Annotated in this window: 21 protein-coding genes; 14 read left to right on the forward strand and 7 right to left on the reverse strand. The window is 60.2% G+C overall.

Features of this window, described 5'->3' with window-relative positions; translation table 11 throughout:
* Positions 1-129: 129 nt before the first annotated feature.
* From ABTV29_RS05075 to ABTV29_RS05095, 5 genes are all read left to right on the forward strand, one after another.
* Entirely contained in the window at positions 130-1,524 is a 1,395-nt protein-coding gene (locus ABTV29_RS05075; protein WP_433769102.1) for a PhoH family protein, read from the forward strand.
* 247 nt (positions 1,525-1,771) lie between these two features.
* Positions 1,772-2,245, forward strand: coding sequence for a cyclic pyranopterin monophosphate synthase MoaC (gene moaC / locus ABTV29_RS05080; protein WP_433769103.1), 474 nt, complete (start codon positions 1,772-1,774; stop codon positions 2,243-2,245).
* The gene (locus tag ABTV29_RS05085; RefSeq protein WP_433769104.1) at positions 2,242-2,484 is read left to right on the forward strand and encodes a MoaD/ThiS family protein; all 243 of its coding nucleotides are present in this window, start codon (positions 2,242-2,244) and stop codon (positions 2,482-2,484) included. Before moaC ends, ABTV29_RS05085 begins: the two co-directional genes overlap by 4 nt.
* A 3-nt stretch (positions 2,485-2,487) precedes the next feature.
* The gene (gene moaE / locus ABTV29_RS05090) at positions 2,488-2,940 is read left to right on the forward strand and encodes a molybdopterin synthase catalytic subunit MoaE (protein ID WP_433769105.1); all 453 of its coding nucleotides are present in this window, start codon (positions 2,488-2,490) and stop codon (positions 2,938-2,940) included.
* Between the two features lie 295 nt (positions 2,941-3,235).
* Complete coding sequence (locus ABTV29_RS05095; RefSeq protein ID WP_433769106.1) at positions 3,236-4,012, forward strand: ABC transporter substrate-binding protein; 777 nt, start codon at positions 3,236-3,238, stop codon at positions 4,010-4,012.
* A gap of 113 nt (positions 4,013-4,125) precedes the next feature.
* On the opposite strand, the gene ABTV29_RS05100 is transcribed toward ABTV29_RS05095, so the two are convergent.
* From ABTV29_RS05100 to ABTV29_RS05120, 5 genes are all read right to left on the reverse strand, one after another.
* Positions 4,126-4,767: a helix-turn-helix transcriptional regulator gene (locus ABTV29_RS05100; RefSeq protein WP_433769107.1), complete on the reverse strand. Its 642-nt coding sequence runs from the start codon at positions 4,765-4,767 to the stop codon at positions 4,126-4,128.
* Between the two features lie 122 nt (positions 4,768-4,889).
* Positions 4,890-6,017, reverse strand: a complete 1,128-nt coding sequence (locus ABTV29_RS05105; RefSeq protein ID WP_433769108.1) for an NAD(P)/FAD-dependent oxidoreductase — start codon at positions 6,015-6,017, stop codon at positions 4,890-4,892.
* Positions 6,018-6,163: 146 nt separating this feature from the next.
* The gene (locus ABTV29_RS05110) at positions 6,164-7,111 is read right to left on the reverse strand and encodes an ornithine cyclodeaminase family protein (RefSeq protein WP_433769109.1); all 948 of its coding nucleotides are present in this window, start codon (positions 7,109-7,111) and stop codon (positions 6,164-6,166) included.
* 141 nt (positions 7,112-7,252) lie between these two features.
* Positions 7,253-8,740, reverse strand: a complete 1,488-nt coding sequence (gene rhlB, locus ABTV29_RS05115) for an ATP-dependent RNA helicase RhlB (protein ID WP_433769110.1) — start codon at positions 8,738-8,740, stop codon at positions 7,253-7,255.
* Between the two features lie 111 nt (positions 8,741-8,851).
* On the reverse strand, positions 8,852-9,508 hold the full coding sequence (locus ABTV29_RS05120; RefSeq protein ID WP_433769111.1) for an alpha/beta hydrolase: 657 nt from the start codon (positions 9,506-9,508) through the stop codon (positions 8,852-8,854).
* Positions 9,509-9,975: 467 nt separating this feature from the next.
* Here ABTV29_RS05120 and ABTV29_RS05125 point away from each other — a divergent pair, with 467 nt between their 5' ends.
* The 4 genes from ABTV29_RS05125 (at position 9,976) to ABTV29_RS05140 (ending at position 14,155) form a co-directional block, all read left to right on the forward strand.
* Complete coding sequence (locus ABTV29_RS05125; protein WP_433769112.1) at positions 9,976-11,007, forward strand: amino acid ABC transporter substrate-binding protein; 1,032 nt, start codon at positions 9,976-9,978, stop codon at positions 11,005-11,007.
* Between the two features lie 65 nt (positions 11,008-11,072).
* Positions 11,073-12,254: an amino acid ABC transporter permease gene (locus ABTV29_RS05130; protein ID WP_433769113.1), complete on the forward strand. Its 1,182-nt coding sequence runs from the start codon at positions 11,073-11,075 to the stop codon at positions 12,252-12,254.
* Positions 12,255-12,264: 10 nt separating this feature from the next.
* Complete coding sequence (locus ABTV29_RS05135) at positions 12,265-13,362, forward strand: amino acid ABC transporter permease (protein WP_433769114.1); 1,098 nt, start codon at positions 12,265-12,267, stop codon at positions 13,360-13,362.
* Positions 13,363-13,390: 28 nt separating this feature from the next.
* Positions 13,391-14,155, forward strand: a complete 765-nt coding sequence (locus ABTV29_RS05140) for an amino acid ABC transporter ATP-binding protein (protein ID WP_433769115.1) — start codon at positions 13,391-13,393, stop codon at positions 14,153-14,155.
* Between the two features lie 62 nt (positions 14,156-14,217).
* Here ABTV29_RS05140 and ABTV29_RS05145 read toward each other — a convergent pair whose 3' ends face one another.
* Both ABTV29_RS05145 and ABTV29_RS05150 read right to left on the reverse strand, forming a co-directional pair.
* Positions 14,218-14,700 (reverse strand): type II toxin-antitoxin system MqsA family antitoxin, encoded by a 483-nt coding sequence (locus ABTV29_RS05145; protein WP_433769116.1) that lies wholly within the window; start codon positions 14,698-14,700, stop codon positions 14,218-14,220.
* Positions 14,697-15,008, reverse strand: coding sequence for a type II toxin-antitoxin system MqsR family toxin (locus ABTV29_RS05150; protein ID WP_433769117.1), 312 nt, complete (start codon positions 15,006-15,008; stop codon positions 14,697-14,699). The genes ABTV29_RS05145 and ABTV29_RS05150 overlap by 4 nt, the downstream gene beginning before the upstream one ends.
* 167 nt (positions 15,009-15,175) lie before the next feature.
* Between ABTV29_RS05150 and ABTV29_RS05155 the strand changes: the two genes are divergently transcribed.
* From ABTV29_RS05155 to ABTV29_RS05175, 5 genes are all read left to right on the forward strand, one after another.
* Complete coding sequence (locus ABTV29_RS05155; RefSeq protein WP_433769118.1) at positions 15,176-15,835, forward strand: FadR/GntR family transcriptional regulator; 660 nt, start codon at positions 15,176-15,178, stop codon at positions 15,833-15,835.
* The gene (locus tag ABTV29_RS05160; RefSeq protein ID WP_433769119.1) at positions 15,825-17,126 is read left to right on the forward strand and encodes a CynX/NimT family MFS transporter; all 1,302 of its coding nucleotides are present in this window, start codon (positions 15,825-15,827) and stop codon (positions 17,124-17,126) included. Before ABTV29_RS05155 ends, ABTV29_RS05160 begins: the two co-directional genes overlap by 11 nt.
* 112 nt (positions 17,127-17,238) lie before the next feature.
* Positions 17,239-17,709 (forward strand): nuclear transport factor 2 family protein, encoded by a 471-nt coding sequence (locus tag ABTV29_RS05165; protein ID WP_433769120.1) that lies wholly within the window; start codon positions 17,239-17,241, stop codon positions 17,707-17,709.
* Between the two features lie 39 nt (positions 17,710-17,748).
* Positions 17,749-18,060 (forward strand): GIY-YIG nuclease family protein, encoded by a 312-nt coding sequence (locus ABTV29_RS05170; RefSeq protein ID WP_433769121.1) that lies wholly within the window; start codon positions 17,749-17,751, stop codon positions 18,058-18,060.
* Positions 18,061-18,148: 88 nt separating this feature from the next.
* Entirely contained in the window at positions 18,149-19,084 is a 936-nt protein-coding gene (locus ABTV29_RS05175; protein WP_433769122.1) for a glutathione S-transferase family protein, read from the forward strand.
* Positions 19,085-19,133: the final 49 nt, after the last annotated feature.

Below are 19,133 nucleotides of genomic sequence, written 5' to 3' on the forward strand. Positions count from 1 at the left end.
ACAGGTGGCGTCTCCCAAGACCCGTTTGTTTGCAGTCACTTAAGTCTCCGTAGGTGAGATCGGCGGCCACTTCGAGGCGCAGCACCGCCCAGGTATTGCGTCCACTGGCTCTGACAAAGGTGACCGAGTATGGATGATCACGGACGTAGCTCTTCTTCCAACCAGCCAATCCTTTATGTACTCGATACCAACGTATTGATTCACGATCCAAACGCACTGCTTAATTTCGAAGAACACCACGTCGCCATCCCGATGACCGTGCTCGAAGAACTCGACAAGCTCAAGAGCGGGCATCACAGCGTTGCCGCCGAATGCCGCCAGGCCATTCGGCTGATCGACAAGACCCTGGGCGACGCCACTCCCGAGGATGTGGAACAGGGCGTGCCGATCCAGCGTGGCAAGAGTGGCCCGAAAGGTTTGCTGTCAATTCTGATGAGCAAGCGTACCGAGCCGAACATCATCCTGCCCGAGCACCTGAACGACAACATCATCATCAACCAGTTGATCGACTTGCAGGCGCGGCATCTGAAGAAGTCGGTGGTGCTGGTCACCAAAGACATCAACATGCGCCTCAAGGCCCGCGCCTGCGGGATCTCGGCCGAGGACTACAGCACCGACCAACTGGTAGACGACGTCTCGCTGCTGCCCAATGGTTACCACGAGATGAGCGGCTCCTTCTGGGACCTCGTGAGCAAGGTCGAAACCCGTCAGGGGCATGGTCGCACCTGGCATCAGGTGAAGTTGATCGACAACTTGCCTGCGGTGCACATCAACGAGTTCATCATCGATGAGCAGGGCTTCGTCGGCTGGATCAAGGAGATCGAGAATGACCAGCTGCTGATCCTCGACCTGCATCAGGAACCGCTGCTGCACCAGGAAGCCTGGGGCCTGAAACCCCGCGACATCTACCAGAGCCTGGCACTGTTCGCCTTGCTCGATCCGGACATCCATCTGGTGAACCTGTCCGGTGCCGCCGGTTCCGGTAAAACCATCCTGGCCCTGGCCGCTGCGATCGAGCAGACCATGGTCAGCAAGCGTTATCGCCGCATCATCGCCACCCGCAGCGTGCAGGGCCTGGATCAGGAGATCGGCTTCCTGCCCGGCACCGAAGCGGAAAAAATGGAGCCCTGGCTGGGCGCCATCACTGACAACCTCGAAGCCTTGCACATGGATGACGAAAGCACCCATGGCAGCGTCGACTACATCCTCAGCAAAGTGCCGTTGCAGTTCAAATCCCTCAACTACATCCGGGGCCGCAGCTTCCAGCAGAGCCTGATTCTGATCGATGAATGCCAGAACCTGACGCCGCACCAGATGAAAACCATCATCACCCGGGCCGGCGCCGGTTCCAAAGTGGTGTGCCTGGGCAACCTGGCACAGATCGACACCCCTTACCTGTCCGCGACCAGCTCCGGGCTTACGTACCTGACCGAACGCTTCAAGGATTTCCCCAACGGCGTGCACATCACCCTGCAAGGGGTGCCTCGCTCGATTCTGGCCGAATACGCCGAATCGCATCTGTAACCGCTTCAGCCAAACCGGGCGACCTCAAAGTCGCCCGGTTTTTCATGCCCGGCACAAAACCCCTGTAGGAGCGAGCATGCTCGCGAAAAACGTCCAGCCAACATGGGCATCCAGACAGCACGCGTTATCGTTGACGTCCATCGCGAGCAAGCTCGCTCCTACAGGGGGATTGCGTGACCCGATAATCGCGCGTGCGGAAAATTGACCCGCAGGTTTACAATCGACGCTCCTGATCAGGAGTAATCCCGTGCTGACTCATCTCGATTCCCAAGGCCGCGCCAACATGGTCGACGTCACCGATAAAGACGTGACGTTCCGTGAGGCGACGGCCCAAGCGCTGGTGCGCATGCTGCCCGAAACCCTGCAGATGATCGTCAGCGGCGGTCACCCCAAAGGTGATGTGTTTGCCGTGGCGCGCATCGCCGGCATCCAAGCGGCGAAGAAAACCAGTGATCTGATTCCGTTGTGCCATCCGCTGATGCTGACCGGCGTCAAGGTCGAGCTCAGTGCCGAAGGTGACGACAGCGTGCGCATCGTGGCGCGCTGCAAGTTGTCCGGGCAGACCGGGGTGGAAATGGAAGCTCTCACCGCCGCCAGTGTCGCGGCGCTGACCATCTACGACATGTGCAAGGCCGTGGACCGCGGCATGACCATCGAAAACGTCAAGCTGCTGGAAAAACTCGGCGGCAAGAGCGGCCATTTCCAGGCGGACCAGCCATGAACGTCACCGTGAAGTTTTTTGCTCGTTATCGTGAAGCCCTGGGCGTGGATTCGGTGAAGGTCGAAGGCCCGTTCAATACGGTCGACGACGTGCGGGCGCTGTTGGCCCAGCGTGAGGGCGCCGAGGTGCTGAGTGAGCAGAACCTGATGTGCGCGCGCAACGAAGACCTGTGCCAGCTCGACGAGCCGGTGGTCGATGGCGACGAAGTGGCGTTTTTTCCGACCGTGACCGGGGGCTGAACCATGGCGATCCGTGTGCAGCCTGAGCCGTTCGATCCCGGGGTTGAAGTCAACGCCATGCACGCCGCCAATGTTGGCGTCGGTGCGGTGGTGAGTTTTGTCGGCTATGTGCGCGACTTCAATGACGGGCTCGATGTAGCGGGGATGTTCCTCGAACACTACCCGGGCATGACCGAAAAAGCCCTCGGCAAGATTGCCACCGAGGCCGAGCAGCGCTGGCCGTTGCTCAAGCTGGAAGTGCTGCATCGCATCGGCGCCCTGGAGCCGGGCGAACCGATTGTCTTCGTCGGCGCCGCCAGCGCCCACCGCCAGGCCGCCTTCGATGCCTGCGCCTTTGTCATGGACTACCTGAAAACCCGCGCACCGTTCTGGAAAAAAGAGAACACCAGCGACGGCCCGCGCTGGGTCGAGGGCCGGGACAGTGATCATGCGGCGGCGGATCGCTGGAAGCAGTAAGCCTGTAGTTTCTTTATTGTCTATTCGGCCTCATCGCGAGCAGGCTCACTCCCACACTGGAACTGTGTTCGCAGGACCACTGTAGGAGCGAGCCTGCTCGCGATGGCGTCATCCGCAACACCAAAAATCCCGCTGACTCACCACCCGACCATCGGCCGGCACGGGCCGCATTTGCCTCATTGACGCCTTATACATAAAAGTCCAATATGGATTTATAAGTACAAAAAAGGCTTTCCACCGTTTCCGCTTTTTCTTCTGTCTTGCAAAACCAACAACAACCCGCGAGAGAACGAATATGAAGAAGTTCCCCCTCATCACCGGTCTGGCCCTGAGCCTGTTGGCGTGCTCCAGTCTGTATGCCGCCGAGAAAACCCTGCGTATCGGTATCGAGGCCGCTTATCCACCGTTTGCTTCCAAAACCGACAAGGGCGAGATCGTCGGGTTCGACTACGACATCGGCAACGCCCTGTGCGCCGAGATGAAGGTCAAGTGCGTATGGGTCGAAGGTGAGTTCGACGGTCTGATTCCTTCCCTGAAAGTGAAGAAAATCGACATGGCGCTGTCGTCCATGACCATCAATGACGACCGCAAGAAGTCGGTGGATTTCACCCACAAGTACTACTTCACCTCTTCGCGCCTGGTGATGAAGGAAGGTGCGGTGGTGGATGACCAGTACGCCAGCCTCAAGGGCAAGACCGTCGGTGTGCAGCGTGCGACCACCACCGACCGCTACGCCACCGAGGTGTTCGAACCCAAGGGCGTCATCGTCAAGCGCTACGGCAACAATGAAGAGATCTACATGGACCTGGCGGCCGGCCGCCTGGACGCCGTCTTTGCCGACACCATTCCGCTCAATGACTTCCTGTCGATGCCGCGTGGCAAGGGCTATGCGTTTGTCGGGCCGGAGCTGAAAGATCCGAAGTACGTGGGCGAGGGCGCCGGGATTGCGGTGCGCAAGGGGAATGCCGAGTTGGTCAGCCAGTTGAACGCGGCCATCGATGGCATTCGCGCCAATGGCGAGTATCAGAAGATTTCCGAGAAGTATTTCAAGTCTGATATCTACGGCGATTGATCAACCGCCATCGCGAGCAAGCTCGCTCCCACAGGTTTTGTGTCGTTCATAAAATCTGTGGGAGCAAAGCTTGCTCGCGATGAGGCCGGACCAGCCAATGGAAATCTAAAGGCTCAGCCCTTCAATTCCTTCAAATGCTTGTAAACCGTCGCCCGCCCCATGTTCAGCACATTGGCCACATAGTTCGACGAGCTTTTGCCTTTGAATGCCCCTTCGGCATGCAGCGCCAATACCAGTTCACGTTTGTGATCGCGGGTCAGCAGGTTCAGGCTCAGTTGCCGCTCGCGCAGCCAGGCGTGGAGGAAGGTGTTGATCCGCTCCTGCCAGTCATCGCGAAACAGTGCGTCCGGTTGCGGGATCAGTTTGGTCGGTGACAGGAACAGGTCCAGCGCGGCCTTGGCGTTCTCGAACAGCGAAATATTCAGATTGATGCACAGCACGCCCAGCGGATGACCTTCGCTGTCGCGCAGTACGGTGCTGACGCTGCGAATGTTCTGACCATCCCAATTGAGCTTTTCGTACGGCCCGATGTTTCGTTCGCTGACATCGTCGCTGAGCATGTCCTCCAGCGCCGAATCGTCACCGATCACCCGCTTGGACAGGTTGTTGGCGATGTAGTCCACCTTCTGTGTACGCAGGTCGTGCAGCACCACCTCGGCATGGGGGAAGAACAGGGTGGCGACGGCATCGGCGATCGCCCGGAAGTTATCCAGGGAGGCGTCGCGCTGTACCGGGTCTTTTTCGGGGGCGTTCATGCGAGGGCGCTCTTCATACGGTGAACTCTTCATCCAGGCGCTGCGGGCAGCATCAGTGCCCCGTGGAACGGGGCCCTGAAAGTGTGACGCAATCGTGGCGGCGCGTCACGCGAGGGTCGCGATCAGCCCAGGCGTGCGGGGGAGAGCATCTCGGTGCTCAGGCCGAAACGGGCCAGTTGCTCAGGCAGGGCTTCGCCACGCACCAGGGCGGCGCTGGCCTGGCCCATGGCCGGCGAGGTCTGGATACCGTAGCCGCCTTGCGCCGCGACCCAGAACAGGCCAGGCACTTGTTGATCGAAACCGGACAGCAGGTCGCCATCACTGACGAAGCTGCGCAGGCCGGCCCAGGTGCGGGTCGGACGACGGATGGTCAGGGTCGTCGCTTCTTCGATCTGGTAAATGCCCATGGCGATGTCCAGCTCTTCGGGCTGCACGTCGTGGGGCTCGACCGGGTCGGCGTTGGCGGGCGAACCGAGGAACATGCCCGCGTCGGGCTTCATGTAGAAGGATTCGTCGAGGCTGACCAGCATCGGCCAGTGGTGGATATCCACACCTTCGGGGCCGGCGAAGATGAAGGCCGCGCGGCGCTTGGGTTGCAGGCCCAGTGGGCGGGCGCCGGCCATTTCACCGATCTTGTCGGCCCAGGCGCCGGCGGCGTTGATGATAATCGGCGCGCTGAAGGTCCCGGTCGACGTTTGAACTTGCCACAGGCCCTGGGCATCGCGGGTCAGGCTCAGGACTTCGCAATCGGTATGCACTTCGCTTTTATTGCGGCGGATACCGCGCAGGTAACCCTGATGCAGGGCATCGGTGTCGATGTCGCTGGCGGTCGGGTCGTACAGCGCGCCATGGACTTTCTCCCGACGCAGGATCGGCAGGCGCTCACAGGCTTCGTCGGCACTGAGCAGTTGCATCTCGGGCACCGTGGCCTTTGCGCTCTGGTACTGGCTGTTCAGCTCGGCCGGATCACCGGTGAAGTCCACGGTCATCTCACCGCGCGGGGTCAGCAGCGGATGCTCGCAGAAACCCTGGGGCGGGGCGTCGAAAAAGTCACGGCTGGCCAGGGTCAGCGCTCGCACCTGCGGTGTGCCATAGGCTGCGGTGAACAGTGCCGCCGAGCGTCCGGTGGAGTGATAGGCCGGATGGGATTCGCGCTCGAGCACGACCACGCGCCCGTGCTGCGACAGCCAGAAACCGGTGGAAGCGCCGGCAATCCCGCCGCCGATGATGATGAAGTCTGCCTGGCTCATGAACGTCTCCTGATCAAGCGCAAATGCCCAAATTGTTGATAACTCTTTTGTAGGAGCTGTCGAGTGAAACGAGGCTGCGATCTTTTGATCTTCTTCAAAGATTGCAGCCTCGTTTCACTCGACAGCTCCTACAGGGTTTTGTGGTGTTAGTGCTGAAGGCGGTAGATGGCATTGGCCAGCGCAATGTCTTCCAGGCCCAGGCCGATGGAGCGGAAGAACACATGGCGGTCGTAAGCGGGGCGCTGCACCTTCTCGCTGAGCAGGTCGGGCAGGTCGCCGACGATGGCGCTCTTGTTCCAGCCATGTTGTTCGCCGGCGATCAGCATTTCACCGGCCGAGCCTGGGGTGGTCACGCGATAGTCGCAGAACACCTGCATGTCGTTGAGGCTCTGCGGCGGTACTTCGTGGGCGCGCGGGGCGTTGGTGCTGATGGAGGTGATCAGCGCCGGTTTGCTCAGGGCGGACGGATCGATCACCGGGCCTGCGGAGGAGGTGCACAGCATGATCACATCGGCGTCAGCCATGGCGGCTTCGCGGCTTTCGGCGATGGTCAGGCGCGGGTCGAGGCTTTTGATGCGTGCCTGTTCCTCGGCGCTGCTTTCGCACAGGCCCGGCGAGTACAGGCTGATGCTCTGCCAGTCGCGCAGGCCTTTGACATAGTGCACGTGGGCCTGGGCCACCTTGCCGCTGCCGATGATCGCCAGGCGCGTCGCTTTCAACGGCGCCAGGGCATCGACTGCCACGGCGGTGGTCGCGGCGGTGCGCGCGGTGGTCAGTTCGCCGGCATCGCACAGCAGCAGAGGCTGGCCGGTCTGCATCGACATCAGCAAGGTCCAGGCGGTCACCAGCGGGCCCTGTTCGCGAACGATGTAAGGCGAGGTCTTGACCCCGTACACGCCATCTTCAGCCAGCACCCCCAAGTAGTTGATGAAGTCGCCGGCACCCTGTGGAAACTCAACCAGTTGCTGCGCGGGCTGCACGGCTTGCCCGGCGGCCAGGTCGCGGAACAGTTTGCGCAGGATCTGCGGCACGTCGACCTGGGCCAGCAGCTCGCGGGCCTGAGGTTGGGTGATCACGTAGGGGGTGCTGGACATGGTCGGCTCCGGGAGTGGCAAGTAAACTAATTTGTCTATTATGGACTTTTATATCTTGCCAGCAAGCACTTAACGACAAAAAGCCGGGCGAAAAAAAAGCGCAGTCCGTTGCCGGCTGCGCCTCTTTCAGCATCTCGTCCGTTACGGACGTTTGCGCTCAACCGCGCGCAACAGATGCGTCGGTGGTGTTTCACAGTTGATCTTCTTGCCCAGCATCGCCTCGATGGACGGTAGCTGGTAGGAGTCGTCTTCACCGGCAAAGCTGATGGACACGCCGTCGGCGCCCGCGCGACCGGTACGGCCGATGCGGTGCACGTAGTCGTCCGGTACTTCCGGCAGGGTGAAGTTGATCACGTGGCTGATGCCGTCGATGTGGATTCCACGACCGGCCACATCGGTGGCCACCAGCACGCGAATCTTGCCTTCGCGGAAACCTTCCAGGGTCTTGATGCGCTTGTGTTGCGGCACGTCGCCAGACAGTTGCGCGGCGTTGATGCCATCGCGCACCAGGCGTTCTTCGATGCGTCGCACTTCATCCTTGCGGTTGGCGAACACGATCACCCGCTCCCAACCGTTGTCGTTGACCAGGTTGTAGAGCAGTTTGTATTTGTCGGCGCCGGCCACGGCATAGATGTGCTGCTCGACGTTGTCGCTGGCCACATTGGTGGCTTCGATTTCGACGATGGCAGGATCGGTGGTCCACTGCTTGGCCAGGTTCATCACATCTTCGGTGAAGGTCGCCGAGAACAGCAGGGTCTGGCGCTCGGACTTCGGCGGCGTCTGGCGAATGATCTGGCGCACCTGCGGGATGAAGCCCATGTCGAGCATGCGGTCGGCTTCGTCCAGCACCATCACTTCGACCATGTCCAGATGCACGTCGCCGCGCTGGTTGAAGTCCAGCAGGCGGCCCGGCGTGGCCACGAGGATGTCGCAGTGACGGGCTTCGAGGTTTTTGAGCTGCTTGTCGAAGTCCATGCCGCCGACGAACGTCATGACGTTGAGGCCGGTGTATTTGGTCAGGTCCGCGGCATCCTTGGCGATCTGTACCACCAGTTCCCGGGTCGGGGCGATGATCAGCGCCCGCGGCTCGCCCATGTAGCGCTCTTTTGGCGGCGGGGTCTGCAGCAGTTGGGTGATGATCGAAATCAGGAAGGCGGCGGTCTTGCCGGTGCCGGTCTGGGCGCGACCGATCGCGTCCTTGCCGGCGAGGGTGAAGCCCAGCACCTGTGCCTGGATCGGCGTGCAATAAGGAAAGCCCAGGTCCTGGATGGCGTGCATCAGTTCGGGGGCGAGCTTGAAATCGTGGAAACGGGTCTTGCCTTCCTGAGGCTCGACGACGAAATCCTCGAGCTTCCACGGGATAACCGGCGCTTTTGGCTTCGGTTCGCGGCGTGGTTTGGCAGGTTTTGGCGTTTCGCTGCGTGGCTGTCCGGAGGCCGTGGTGGCTGCGGGCTGAGCCGCTGGCGCAGGTTGCGGCTCGTCTTGCGGTGCCGCTATGGGAGCGGTCCGGCCAGGCTGATTACCGTCGGTGCGGTGGCTGGGCTGGTGAGACGGAGCGCTGGGGGCTGGCGCGAGTTGTTCGGTCTCGCTTTTACCGAACATTTTCTTGAGTGCTTTGAGCACGGTCATCTCATCAATTGGTTAAGGAATGTACGCCGGCCAGTGTAATGCAAGAAACGGGCGCGGCGTAGTGGGATGGATCAAAGGGCGCTTTTAAACAAAAAAATGCCGGTAAAACACTTAACGCAAACGTTCAGCAAGCCAAACACCGATGTCGCGAATTTCCTCGGGTAACACTTCGTGGGCCATTGGGTACTCCTGCCATGTCACGGTGACACCATGCTGCTTGAGGTACTCGTAAGCGGTACGCCCCATCGAGTTTTGCACCACGTCATCGTACTGGCCATGCAGCGACAGGACCGGAATGCGCTGCTGGCTGGCGGACAGTTCAAGGTCATCGCTGAAGGTCGGTGCATAGGTCGATAGGGCAAGTACGCCACCCAGCGGGCCCTGCCATTTCACAAACGCGGTGTGTAAAACCACGGCGCCGCCCTGGGAAAAGCCCGCAAGGAAAATCCGCGACGCGTCTATTCCGCTGGCTCGCTGCTGTTCGATCAATTCGATGATGCGATCAGCGGAGGCTTCCAGCTGATCGCGGTCGATCGCCCGCGCCGGGCTCATGGCCAATATGTCGTACCAGCTCGGCATCTCGTAGCCACCGTTGATGGTCACGGCGCGGGTCGGTGCCTGGGGCAGTACGAAGCGGGTGGTGGTCAGGCTTTCCTGCAGGGCTTCGGCCACTGGCAGGAAGTCGTAGCGATCGGCGCCCAGGCCGTGCAGCCAGATGACGCAGGCGTCTTCTGTCCTGGCGGGGTGAAGAATCAAGGGCTCGGTCATGTCTGCTCCAATTGTGTGCGTGCGCTCTCATTGAGTGCGGGGGCTGAGTGCGCGTCTGGTTGATCAGTTACGAAGATGTCGCAAGGTTACAAGTTTTGCTATTGACCTGTCGCTTAACCGCTTAAGCGACTGGTGTGGTACGGGCTTTGCTATAGGGAAGCCGTACGAAAGATCCCACGTCAATCGGTAACACTATCAGGCCATTTCTGACAGTGGGATAGCAAAAATCCGGTGATGGATGTTCGCCAGTGGCCGCTACGGGCTTCGCGAACGTGAAAGGGCTACAGCCCGTTCGGCCGATTGGTGAGAAGTGAGTTGTCCATTATGTGGATTTTCTCCTACTAGACTCATAGCTACGGTCTCTACGTCGGTTGACCCCACAACAAGCCAACTCGGGTCAACAACGCCTCAAAAGGGTGCGGCAGGACTCACGCTCCGACACAACAAGAGCAAAACTGGAGGTTTGAATGAAGATGTTGAAATCCACCCTGGCCATCGTGACTGCAGCAACAGTTCTCGGTGTCAGCGGGTTCGCTCAGGCGGGTGCAACCCTGGATGCAGTGCAGAAGAAAGGTTTCGTGCAGTGTGGCGTCAGCGATGGTCTGCCAGGCTTCTCGGTTCCGGACTCCACCGGCAAGATCGTGGGTATCGATGCTGACTACTGCCGCGCTGTGGCCGCTGCCGTATTCGGCGATGCGACCAAGGTCAAGTTCAGTCAGTTGAACGCCAAAGAGCGCTTCACCGCGCTGCAGTCGGGCGAAATCGACATCCTGTCGCGCAACACCACCATGACCAGCTCCCGTGACGCTGGCATGGGCCTGAAATTCCCGGGCTTCATTACCTACTACGACGGCATCGGCTTCCTGGCCAACAACAAGCTGGGCGTGAAGAGCGCCAAAGAGCTGGATGGCGCAACCATCTGCATCCAGGCCGGTACCACCACCGAGCTGAACGTTTCGGACTACTTCCGCGCCAACGGCCTGAAATACACCCCGATCACTTTCGACACCTCCGATGAAAGCGCCAAGTCGCTGGAATCCGGTCGTTGCGACGTGCTGACCTCCGACAAATCCCAGCTGTTCGCCCAGCGCAGCAAGCTGGCCGCGCCGAAGGACTATGTCGTTCTGCCGGAAACCATTTCCAAGGAACCACTGGGCCCGGTCGTGCGTAACGGCGACGACGAGTGGCTGGCCATCGTGCGCTGGGTTGGCTACGCCATGCTCAACGCTGAAGAGGCAGGTGTGACTTCGAAGACTGTCGAAGCCGACGCCAAGTCCACCAAGAACCCGGACGTCGCTCGTCTGCTGGGTGCCGACGGTGAATACGGCAAAGACCTGAAAGTGAAGAAAGACTGGGTTGTGCAGATCGTCAAGCAGGTCGGCAACTACGGTGAAGTGTTCGAGAAAAACCTCGGCAAGAACACCCCGCTGGAAATCGACCGCGGCCTGAACGCGCTGTGGAACAACGGCGGCATCCAATACGCACCACCAGTGCGCTGATGGTTCTATCACCCGGCAGGCCAACTGCCGGGTGATGTTCTGTTCCATTATTTCCGGGGCACTTCATGCAAAATTCAATCGGCGCACCAAAGCAGAGGCTCAGCCTCAGCGATCCTAAAGTGCGTGCGTGGCTTTTCCAGATCATCACCATTGTCGCGGTGGTCTCGATGGGCTGGTACCTGTTCGATAACACGCAGACCAACCTTCAGCACCGGGGCATCACCTCCGGTTTCGACTTTCTGGAGCGCAGTGCCGGTTTCGGCATCGCTCAACACCTGATCAACTACACCGAAGCGGACAGCTATTCGCGCGTGTTTGTCATCGGCCTGCTCAATACCTTGCTGGTGAGCTTCATCGGCGTGGTTCTGGCGACCATCCTCGGCTTCATCATCGGCGTGGCCCGACTGTCGAAGAACTGGATCATCGCCAAACTGGCGACAGTGTATGTGGAGGTTTTCCGTAACATCCCGCCGCTGCTGCAGATCCTGTTCTGGTATTTCGCGGTGTTCCTGACCATGCCGGGTCCGCGCAACAGCCATAACTTCGGCGATACCTTCTTTGTCAGCAGCCGTGGTCTGAACATGCCGGCCGCGCTGATGGCCGAGGGTTTCTGGCCGTTCGTGGCCAGTGTCGTCGTGGCCATCGTTGCCATCGTGCTGATGAGCCGCTGGGCGACCAAGCGCTTCGAGGAAACGGGCGAGCCGTTCCACAAGTTCTGGACTGGCCTTGCCATATTCCTGGTGATCCCGGCGCTGTGCATCCTGATCTTCGGTGCGCCTGTGCACTGGGAAATGCCGGTGCTCAAGGGTTTCAACTTCGTCGGTGGCTGGGTACTGATCCCGGAACTGCTGGCGCTGACCCTGGCGCTGACCGTGTACACCGCGGCGTTCATCGCCGAGATCGTGCGTTCGGGCATCAAGTCGGTCAGCCACGGCCAGACCGAAGCGGCGCACTCGCTGGGCCTGCGCAACGGTCCGACCCTGCGCAAGGTGATCATCCCGCAAGCCCTGCGCGTGATCATTCCGCCGCTGACCAGCCAATACCTGAACCTGGTGAAAAACTCCTCTCTGGCCGCCGGTATCGGTTATCCGGAAATGGTTTCGCTGTTTGCCGGGACCGTGCTGAACCAGACCGGCCAGGCGATCGAGGTGATTGCGATCACCATGAGCGTGTACCTGGCGATCAGTATCAGCATTTCCCTGCTGATGAACTGGTACAACAAGCGCATTGCGCTGATCGAGCGGTAAGGAAAAGCGCATGAGCACTCATACATTCAAACCCGACATGCCCCCACCGAGCAGTAGCATCGGCGTGGTGGCGTGGATGCGCGCGAACATGTTCTCCAGCTGGCTCAATACCCTGCTGACCCTGTTCGCGTTCTACCTGATCTACCTGGTGGTCCCACCAATCATTCACTGGGCGATTCTCGACGCCAACTGGGTTGGCACCACCCGCGCCGACTGCACCAAGGAAGGCGCCTGCTGGGTGTTCATCCAGCAGCGTTTTGGCCAGTTCATGTACGGTTACTACCCGCCGGAACTGCGCTGGCGCGTGGACCTGACCGTGTGGCTGGCGGTCCTCGGCGCGGCACCGCTGTTCATCTCGCGCTTCCCGCGTAAAGCGGTGTATGGCCTGAGCTTCCTGGTGATCTACCCGATCATTGCCTGGTGCCTGTTGCACGGCGGCGTCTTCGGCATCACTCAAGTGGCGACCAGCCAGTGGGGCGGCCTGATGCTGACCCTGGTGATCGCCACCGTCGGCATCGCCGGCGCGTTGCCGCTGGGGATCGTCCTGGCGCTGGGTCGTCGTTCGAACATGCCGGCGATTCGTGTGGTCTGCGTGACCTTCATCGAATTCTGGCGCGGCGTGCCGTTGATCACGGTGCTGTTCATGTCCTCGGTGATGCTGCCGCTGTTCCTGCCAGAGGGCATGAACTTCGACAAGCTGCTGCGGGCACTGATCGGCGTGATCATGTTCCAGTCGGCCTACGTGGCCGAAGTGGTGCGCGGCGGTCTGCAGGCGATCCCCAAAGGTCAGTACGAAGCGGCCGCGGCGATGGGCCTGGGTTACTGGCGCAGCATGGGCCTGGTGATCCTGCCGCAAGCCCTGAAGCTGGTGATCCCCGGCATCGTCAACACGTTCATCGCGCTGTTCAAGGACACCAGCCTTGTGATCATCATCGGCCTGTTCGACCTGCTCAACAGCGTCAAGCAAGCCGCCGCCGATCCGAAATGGCTGGGCATGGCCACCGAAGGCTACGTGTTCGCTGCCCTGGTGTTCTGGATTTTCTGTTTTGGTATGTCCCGCTACTCCATGCATTTGGAACGCAAGCTGGACACAGGCCACAAGCGCTAAGTCGCTACCTAATTTAGGAAGTTTTCCGATGAGCGAAGCAATCAAACAGCCTGTGGGCCCTGAAGGCATTATTCAGATGCAGGGCGTGAACAAGTGGTACGGCCAGTTCCACGTGTTGAAAGACATCAACCTCAACGTGAAGCAGGGCGAGCGTATCGTCCTGTGCGGCCCGTCGGGTTCCGGCAAGTCCACCACCATCCGCTGCCTCAACCGCCTGGAAGAGCACCAGCAGGGGCGCATCGTGGTCGATGGCGTGGAACTGACCAACGACCTCAAGCAGATCGAAGCGATCCGCCGTGAAGTCGGCATGGTGTTCCAGCATTTCAACCTGTTCCCGCACCTGACCATCCTGCAGAACTGCACCCTGGCGCCGATGTGGGTGCGCAAGATGCCTAAGCGCAAGGCCGAGGAAATCGCCATGCACTACCTGGAACGCGTACGCATTCCGGAGCAGGCGCACAAGTACCCGGGGCAACTGTCCGGCGGCCAGCAACAGCGCGTGGCGATTGCCCGTGCGCTGTGCATGAAACCGAAAATCATGCTGTTCGACGAACCGACTTCGGCGCTCGACCCCGAGATGGTGAAAGAGGTTCTGGACACCATGATCGGCCTGGCCGAAGACGGCATGACCATGCTCTGCGTAACCCACGAAATGGGCTTTGCGCGTACCGTGGCCAACCGCGTGATCTTCATGGACAAGGGTGAAATCGTCGAACAGGCCGCGCCGAACGACTTCTTCGACCACCCGCAGAACGAGCGCACCAAGCTGTTCCTGAGCCAGATCCTGCATTGATGCCAGACTGACACCAAAAACAAACCCGGCCTTGTGCCGGGTTTGTTTTTTCTACTGTGGGGTTACGAAGCAGTTAGGGTCTCGTGCTCTTTATGCACCGTATGCGTGAAGCCCCTTAAATCTGCGCCTTCACCGAGTGATTTTGCATCGGCGAGTAAATACGGATAGCGATCAAGCAGGCGCATCAGCAACACCAGTGTTTTCGGAGGAAGTACCTCACCACGTTCGTAGCGGGAAAACGCGTTGTGCCCGCCGCCGGACAGTAGTTGCACCGCGTCTTTTTGCGTCAGATGCAGTTTACGGCGGATTCGTTTCATCTCCTCGCCGATCATCTGCCTGGCTGCCATGACCAGTTCGTCACCTGCCTTCGAATGTCGGTCTGAACAACAGTCGTCCAATTCGACTTCCCCGCACATCTGGCATTCCCAGCCAGACAAATCATCCACGCGTCGTTCCATTCCGTTGACGCTCATGGTTTCACTGCGACCCTCGAAATGCCGCATTCCTTCTCTGGCTCCACAGCTGAAACACTGCTGGGTTTTCATTGGGACTTCTCCTTGAAGGAGATTACTGGCGGACCACCGCCGGGGCGATACGTCACCTTGATGTAAATCTCCATACCGTATGAATTGATGTGATACACGTCCTGCCAGACGCGATGATCGTGATAAGTGGTCATCGACTTGTACAGCATCTTTCCTTGGAGCTCGAAAACGACCTCTTGCATCTGTATGAGGTTCAAACCGAGGGTCCTGCCGCTGTTTTTAGCAGTGGTGGTGAATGCTTTGCGGCCAAGTCGCCTGACGTCCGCCTTGATCACCGCCAAGTCGTAATGGGGTGTGCTCTTCTCCATAAGAAACCGTAAACCTTATCCCTAAAATTACCCTTAAAGGGTAATTTTGACCAATCGAAAATCCCGCTCCTTTTTCCGCTCTCTGACCGTAGGCGGTTGCCGTCCTACACGAAGCTGACTAACATGTCAGAAAATTCATCCTATGATTGGATGAAAGGGCGAATTCCATGTCAGACATTTTTCCATTAGTGAAACGATCCCTGGTCGATCAGGCCCTGGATCAGTTGCGTCAGCGCATCAACCAGGGCGTGTGGGTCGTCGGCCAGCGCCTGCCCACCGAACCCGAGTTGTCCGCCGAGCTGGGCATCAGCCGCAACACCGTGCGCGAAGCGATGCGGGTGCTGGCGTTTTCCGGGTTGATCGAAATCCGCCAGGGCGACGGCAGTTACTTGCGGGCGGTGGTCGATCCGCTGGACACCCTGAAGGTGCTGTCGCAGTGCTCCCTCGAACAGGCCCGCGAAACCCGACACATTCTTGAGGTCGAGGCGATCGGCCTGGCGGCAACGCGCCGCACCGAGGAAGACCTGGTGGCCTTGCGTGAGGCGCTGGGTGTCAGCGGCAGCCACTATCACGGCGATCTCGATACCTACATCGCCTGCGACCTGGTGTTCCACCGTCGCCTGGTGGACGCCGCGCACAACCCGACCCTCAGCGAGTTGTATCGCTATTTCTCCAGTGTCGTCGGCGCCCAGTTGCGGCATTGCCTGAACATCACCCCGCGCCGCCAGGAAGTGTTCGACCTGCATGTCGAGCTGCTCGACGCTGTCGAGCAACGCGACCCGGAACGGGCCAAAGCCTTGTCGAGGCAGTTGATCAATGAACCTTGAAGCCGAGAACGCCATGTCCAGCAGCCAGATCACCGAAGCCAAACGCAAGGCGGAGCTCGAAGAGCTGCTGATCGACGCCGAAGCCGACGATGAACAGGTCCAGCAAAGTCATCCGGTTCTGCGGCGGCCGTGGTTGTTGCTGCTGGGTTTGATCCTGGTGGCGCTGAACCTGCGTCCGGCGCTGTCGAGCATGGCGCCGATGCTCAGCGAGGTGTCGAAAAGCCTTGGGTTATCGGCGTCCCAGGCCGGTTTGCTGACGACATTGCCGGTGCTGTGTCTGGGGCTTTTTGCGCCACTGGCACCGATTCTGGCCCGACGTTTCGGTGCCGAACGGGTGGTACTGGGCATTCTTTTGACCCTCGCTGGCGGGATAATCCTGCGCAGTTCGTTCGGTGAAATCGGCCTGTTCGCCGGCAGTGTGCTGGCCGGCGCGAGCATCGGCGTGATCGGTGTGTTGCTGCCGGGCATCGTCAAACGCGATTTCGCCAAACAGGCCGGCACCATGACCGGCGTCTACACCATGGCCCTGTGCCTGGGCGCGGCGATGGCGGCGGGTGCGACTGTGCCGCTCAGCGAGCACTTCGACAAAAGCTGGACCTTGGGTCTCGGTTTCTGGGTGATTCCGGCGCTGGTCGCGGCGCTGTTCTGGTTGCCGCAAATCGGGCAAAAACACGGCTCGCATCACGTTGCCTACAGGGTTCGCGGCTTGTTGCGGGACCCTTTGGCCTGGCAAGTGACCCTGTACATGGGCCTGCAATCGTCCCTGGCGTACATCGTGTTCGGCTGGTTGCCGTCGATCCTCATCGGGCGCGGATTGACGCCCACCCAGGCCGGCCTGGTGCTCTCCGGCTCCGTGATCGTGCAACTGGCCAGTTCACTGGCTGCACCGTGGCTGGCGACCCGCGGCAAGGATCAACGCCCGGCCATCGTCATCGTGATGGTGATGACCCTTGGCGGCCTGTTCGGTTGCCTTTACGCACCGATCGAAGGCCTGTGGGGCTGGGCGATTCTGCTCGGTCTGGGGCAGGGCGCAACCTTCAGCCTGGCACTGACCCTGATCGTGCTGCGCTCGCGCGATTCCCACGTCGCGGCCAACCTGTCGAGCATGGCCCAGGGCTTCGGTTACACCCTGGCCTCCATGGGGCCGTTCGCGGTGGGTATCGTGCATGACTGGACTGGCGGCTGGAACGCCGTGGGCTGGATCTTCGGTGTGATCGGCATCGGTGCGATCATCGCCGGGCTCGGCGCCGGACGAGCCCTGTACGTTCAGGTTCAAAGCGAAAAAATCTGAATATCTCGCACTGCTGGCATTCGGCCCACGAATGCCAGTGGTCTTGCGTGAGTTTGCAGACTATCGTGCAGGGCATCTTTCGATGCCAATCCGCACAACAGGGAGTCTGCCCATGAGTGAAGCCCACAGCGCCGTGATCACCCGTTTCTACGAGGCCTTCCAGCGGCTGGATGCCGAGGCCATGGCCGCTTGCTATACCGACGACGTGGTGTTCAGCGATCCGGCGTTCGGCGAGCTGCGTGGCCGAGATGCGGGCGACATGTGGCGCATGCTCACCACTCGCGCCAAGGATTTCTCCCTGACCTTCGACAACGTGCGCAGCGATGAACGCACCGGTGGCGCCCATTGGGTGGCGACCTATCTGTTCAGCCAGACCGGCAACGTCGTGGTCAACGACATTCAGGCGCGCTTCGTCTTCCGCGACGGCAAGATCTGCGAGCATCACGACCGCTTTGATCTGTGGGCCTGGTCGCGTCAGGCCCTGGGATTCAAGGGGCTGCTGCTGGGCTGGACACCCCTGGTGAGAAACGCCGTGCGCGCGCAGGCCCTGAAGGGGTTGAAGGCATTTCAGGCCGGTCGCTGATAAGATCGCGGTCTGTTTCTTTCAAGCCTTGATCCTCAAGTGACTACCCACAGCGAAAATCCTGTCGAAGCCGAACCTGCGGTGAGCAAGCGCTGGTTCGTCTACCTCGTGCGCGCGGCCAATGGTTCGCTCTACTGCGGGATCAGCGACGATCCCGTGCGCCGCTTCGCCAAGCACCAGAGCGGCAAAGGCGCGCGCTTCTTTCTCTCCAGCCCGGCCATGGCGCTGGTTTATACCGAGGCCTGCCGCGACAAAAGCGAAGCGTTGCGTCAGGAACGGTTGATCAAAAAACTCAGGAAGAGCGCCAAGGAATGCCTAGTGGCCAGTGCCGCCGCTGGCTTATCAATCTGACTGATCGGTTGCCATCAGGCAGATCCGTATTCTGCCCACCGATTGCGCGCTAAGCTGGTGATCCCTTCTGAGTGCGGCGGAGCCGAGCATGTCCGAGTTGATTCTTCATCATTACCCGACGTCCCTCTTCGCCGAAAAGGCCAGGCTGCTGCTGGGCTTCAAAGGCTTGTCCTGGCGCTCGGTGAAGATCCCGCCGGTGATGCCGAAACCCGACCTGACAGCCCTGACCGGTGGCTACCGCAAGACGCCGGTGTTGCAGATCGGCGCGGACATCTATTGCGATACAGCATTGATCGCCCGCCGGCTGGAGCAGGAAAAAGCCCTGCCGGCGTTCTTCCCGGAAGGTCAGGAAATGATCGCCGCGACCTTCGCCGCGTGGGCCGATTCGGTGGTGTTCCAGCATGCGGTCAGCCTGGTGTTTCAGCCGGAATCGATCGCCGCGCGTTTCGGCAGCTTGCCGCAGGAGGCGATCAAGGCATTTCTGGCGGATCGTGCCGGATTGTTCAGTGGCGGCAGCGCCAGCCGATTGTCCGCCGAGCAGGCCAAACATCAATGGCCGACCATCATGGCGCGTCTGGAGCAGCAGTTGCAGCGCGAGGAAGGTGACTACCTGTTTGGCGAACCCTCGATTGCCGACTTCGCCATGGCGCATCCACTGTGGTTTCTCAAGGCCACACCGGTGACGGCGCCGTTTGTGGATAACTACCCGGCCGTGTCGGCATGGTTGGCGCGGGTTCTGGGTTTCGGTCATGGCGCGTCGAGTGAGATGATTTCGGAGGAGGCGCTTGAGGTTGCGCGTAATGCCACGCCTGCTGCGTTGCCGGATGAGGTGTTTGATGAGCCGAATGGTTTCGAGGCGGGTCAGCAAGTGGTGATCGCCGCCACTGACTATGGCGTTGATCCGGTGGCGGGGGAGTTGTTGTTTGTCGGCAGCGAAGAGCTGATCCTGCGCCGCGAAGATCCGCGTGTCGGTGTGCTGCATGTGCACTTTCCGCGATTGGGTTTTCGTATCGAAGCACGCTAACACACACCTGTGGCGAGGGAGCTTGCTCCCGCTGGACTGCGCAGCAGTC

The organism is Pseudomonas putida, from assembly GCF_050989985.1.
Taxonomy (GTDB): domain Bacteria; phylum Pseudomonadota; class Gammaproteobacteria; order Pseudomonadales; family Pseudomonadaceae; genus Aquipseudomonas; species Aquipseudomonas putida_AI.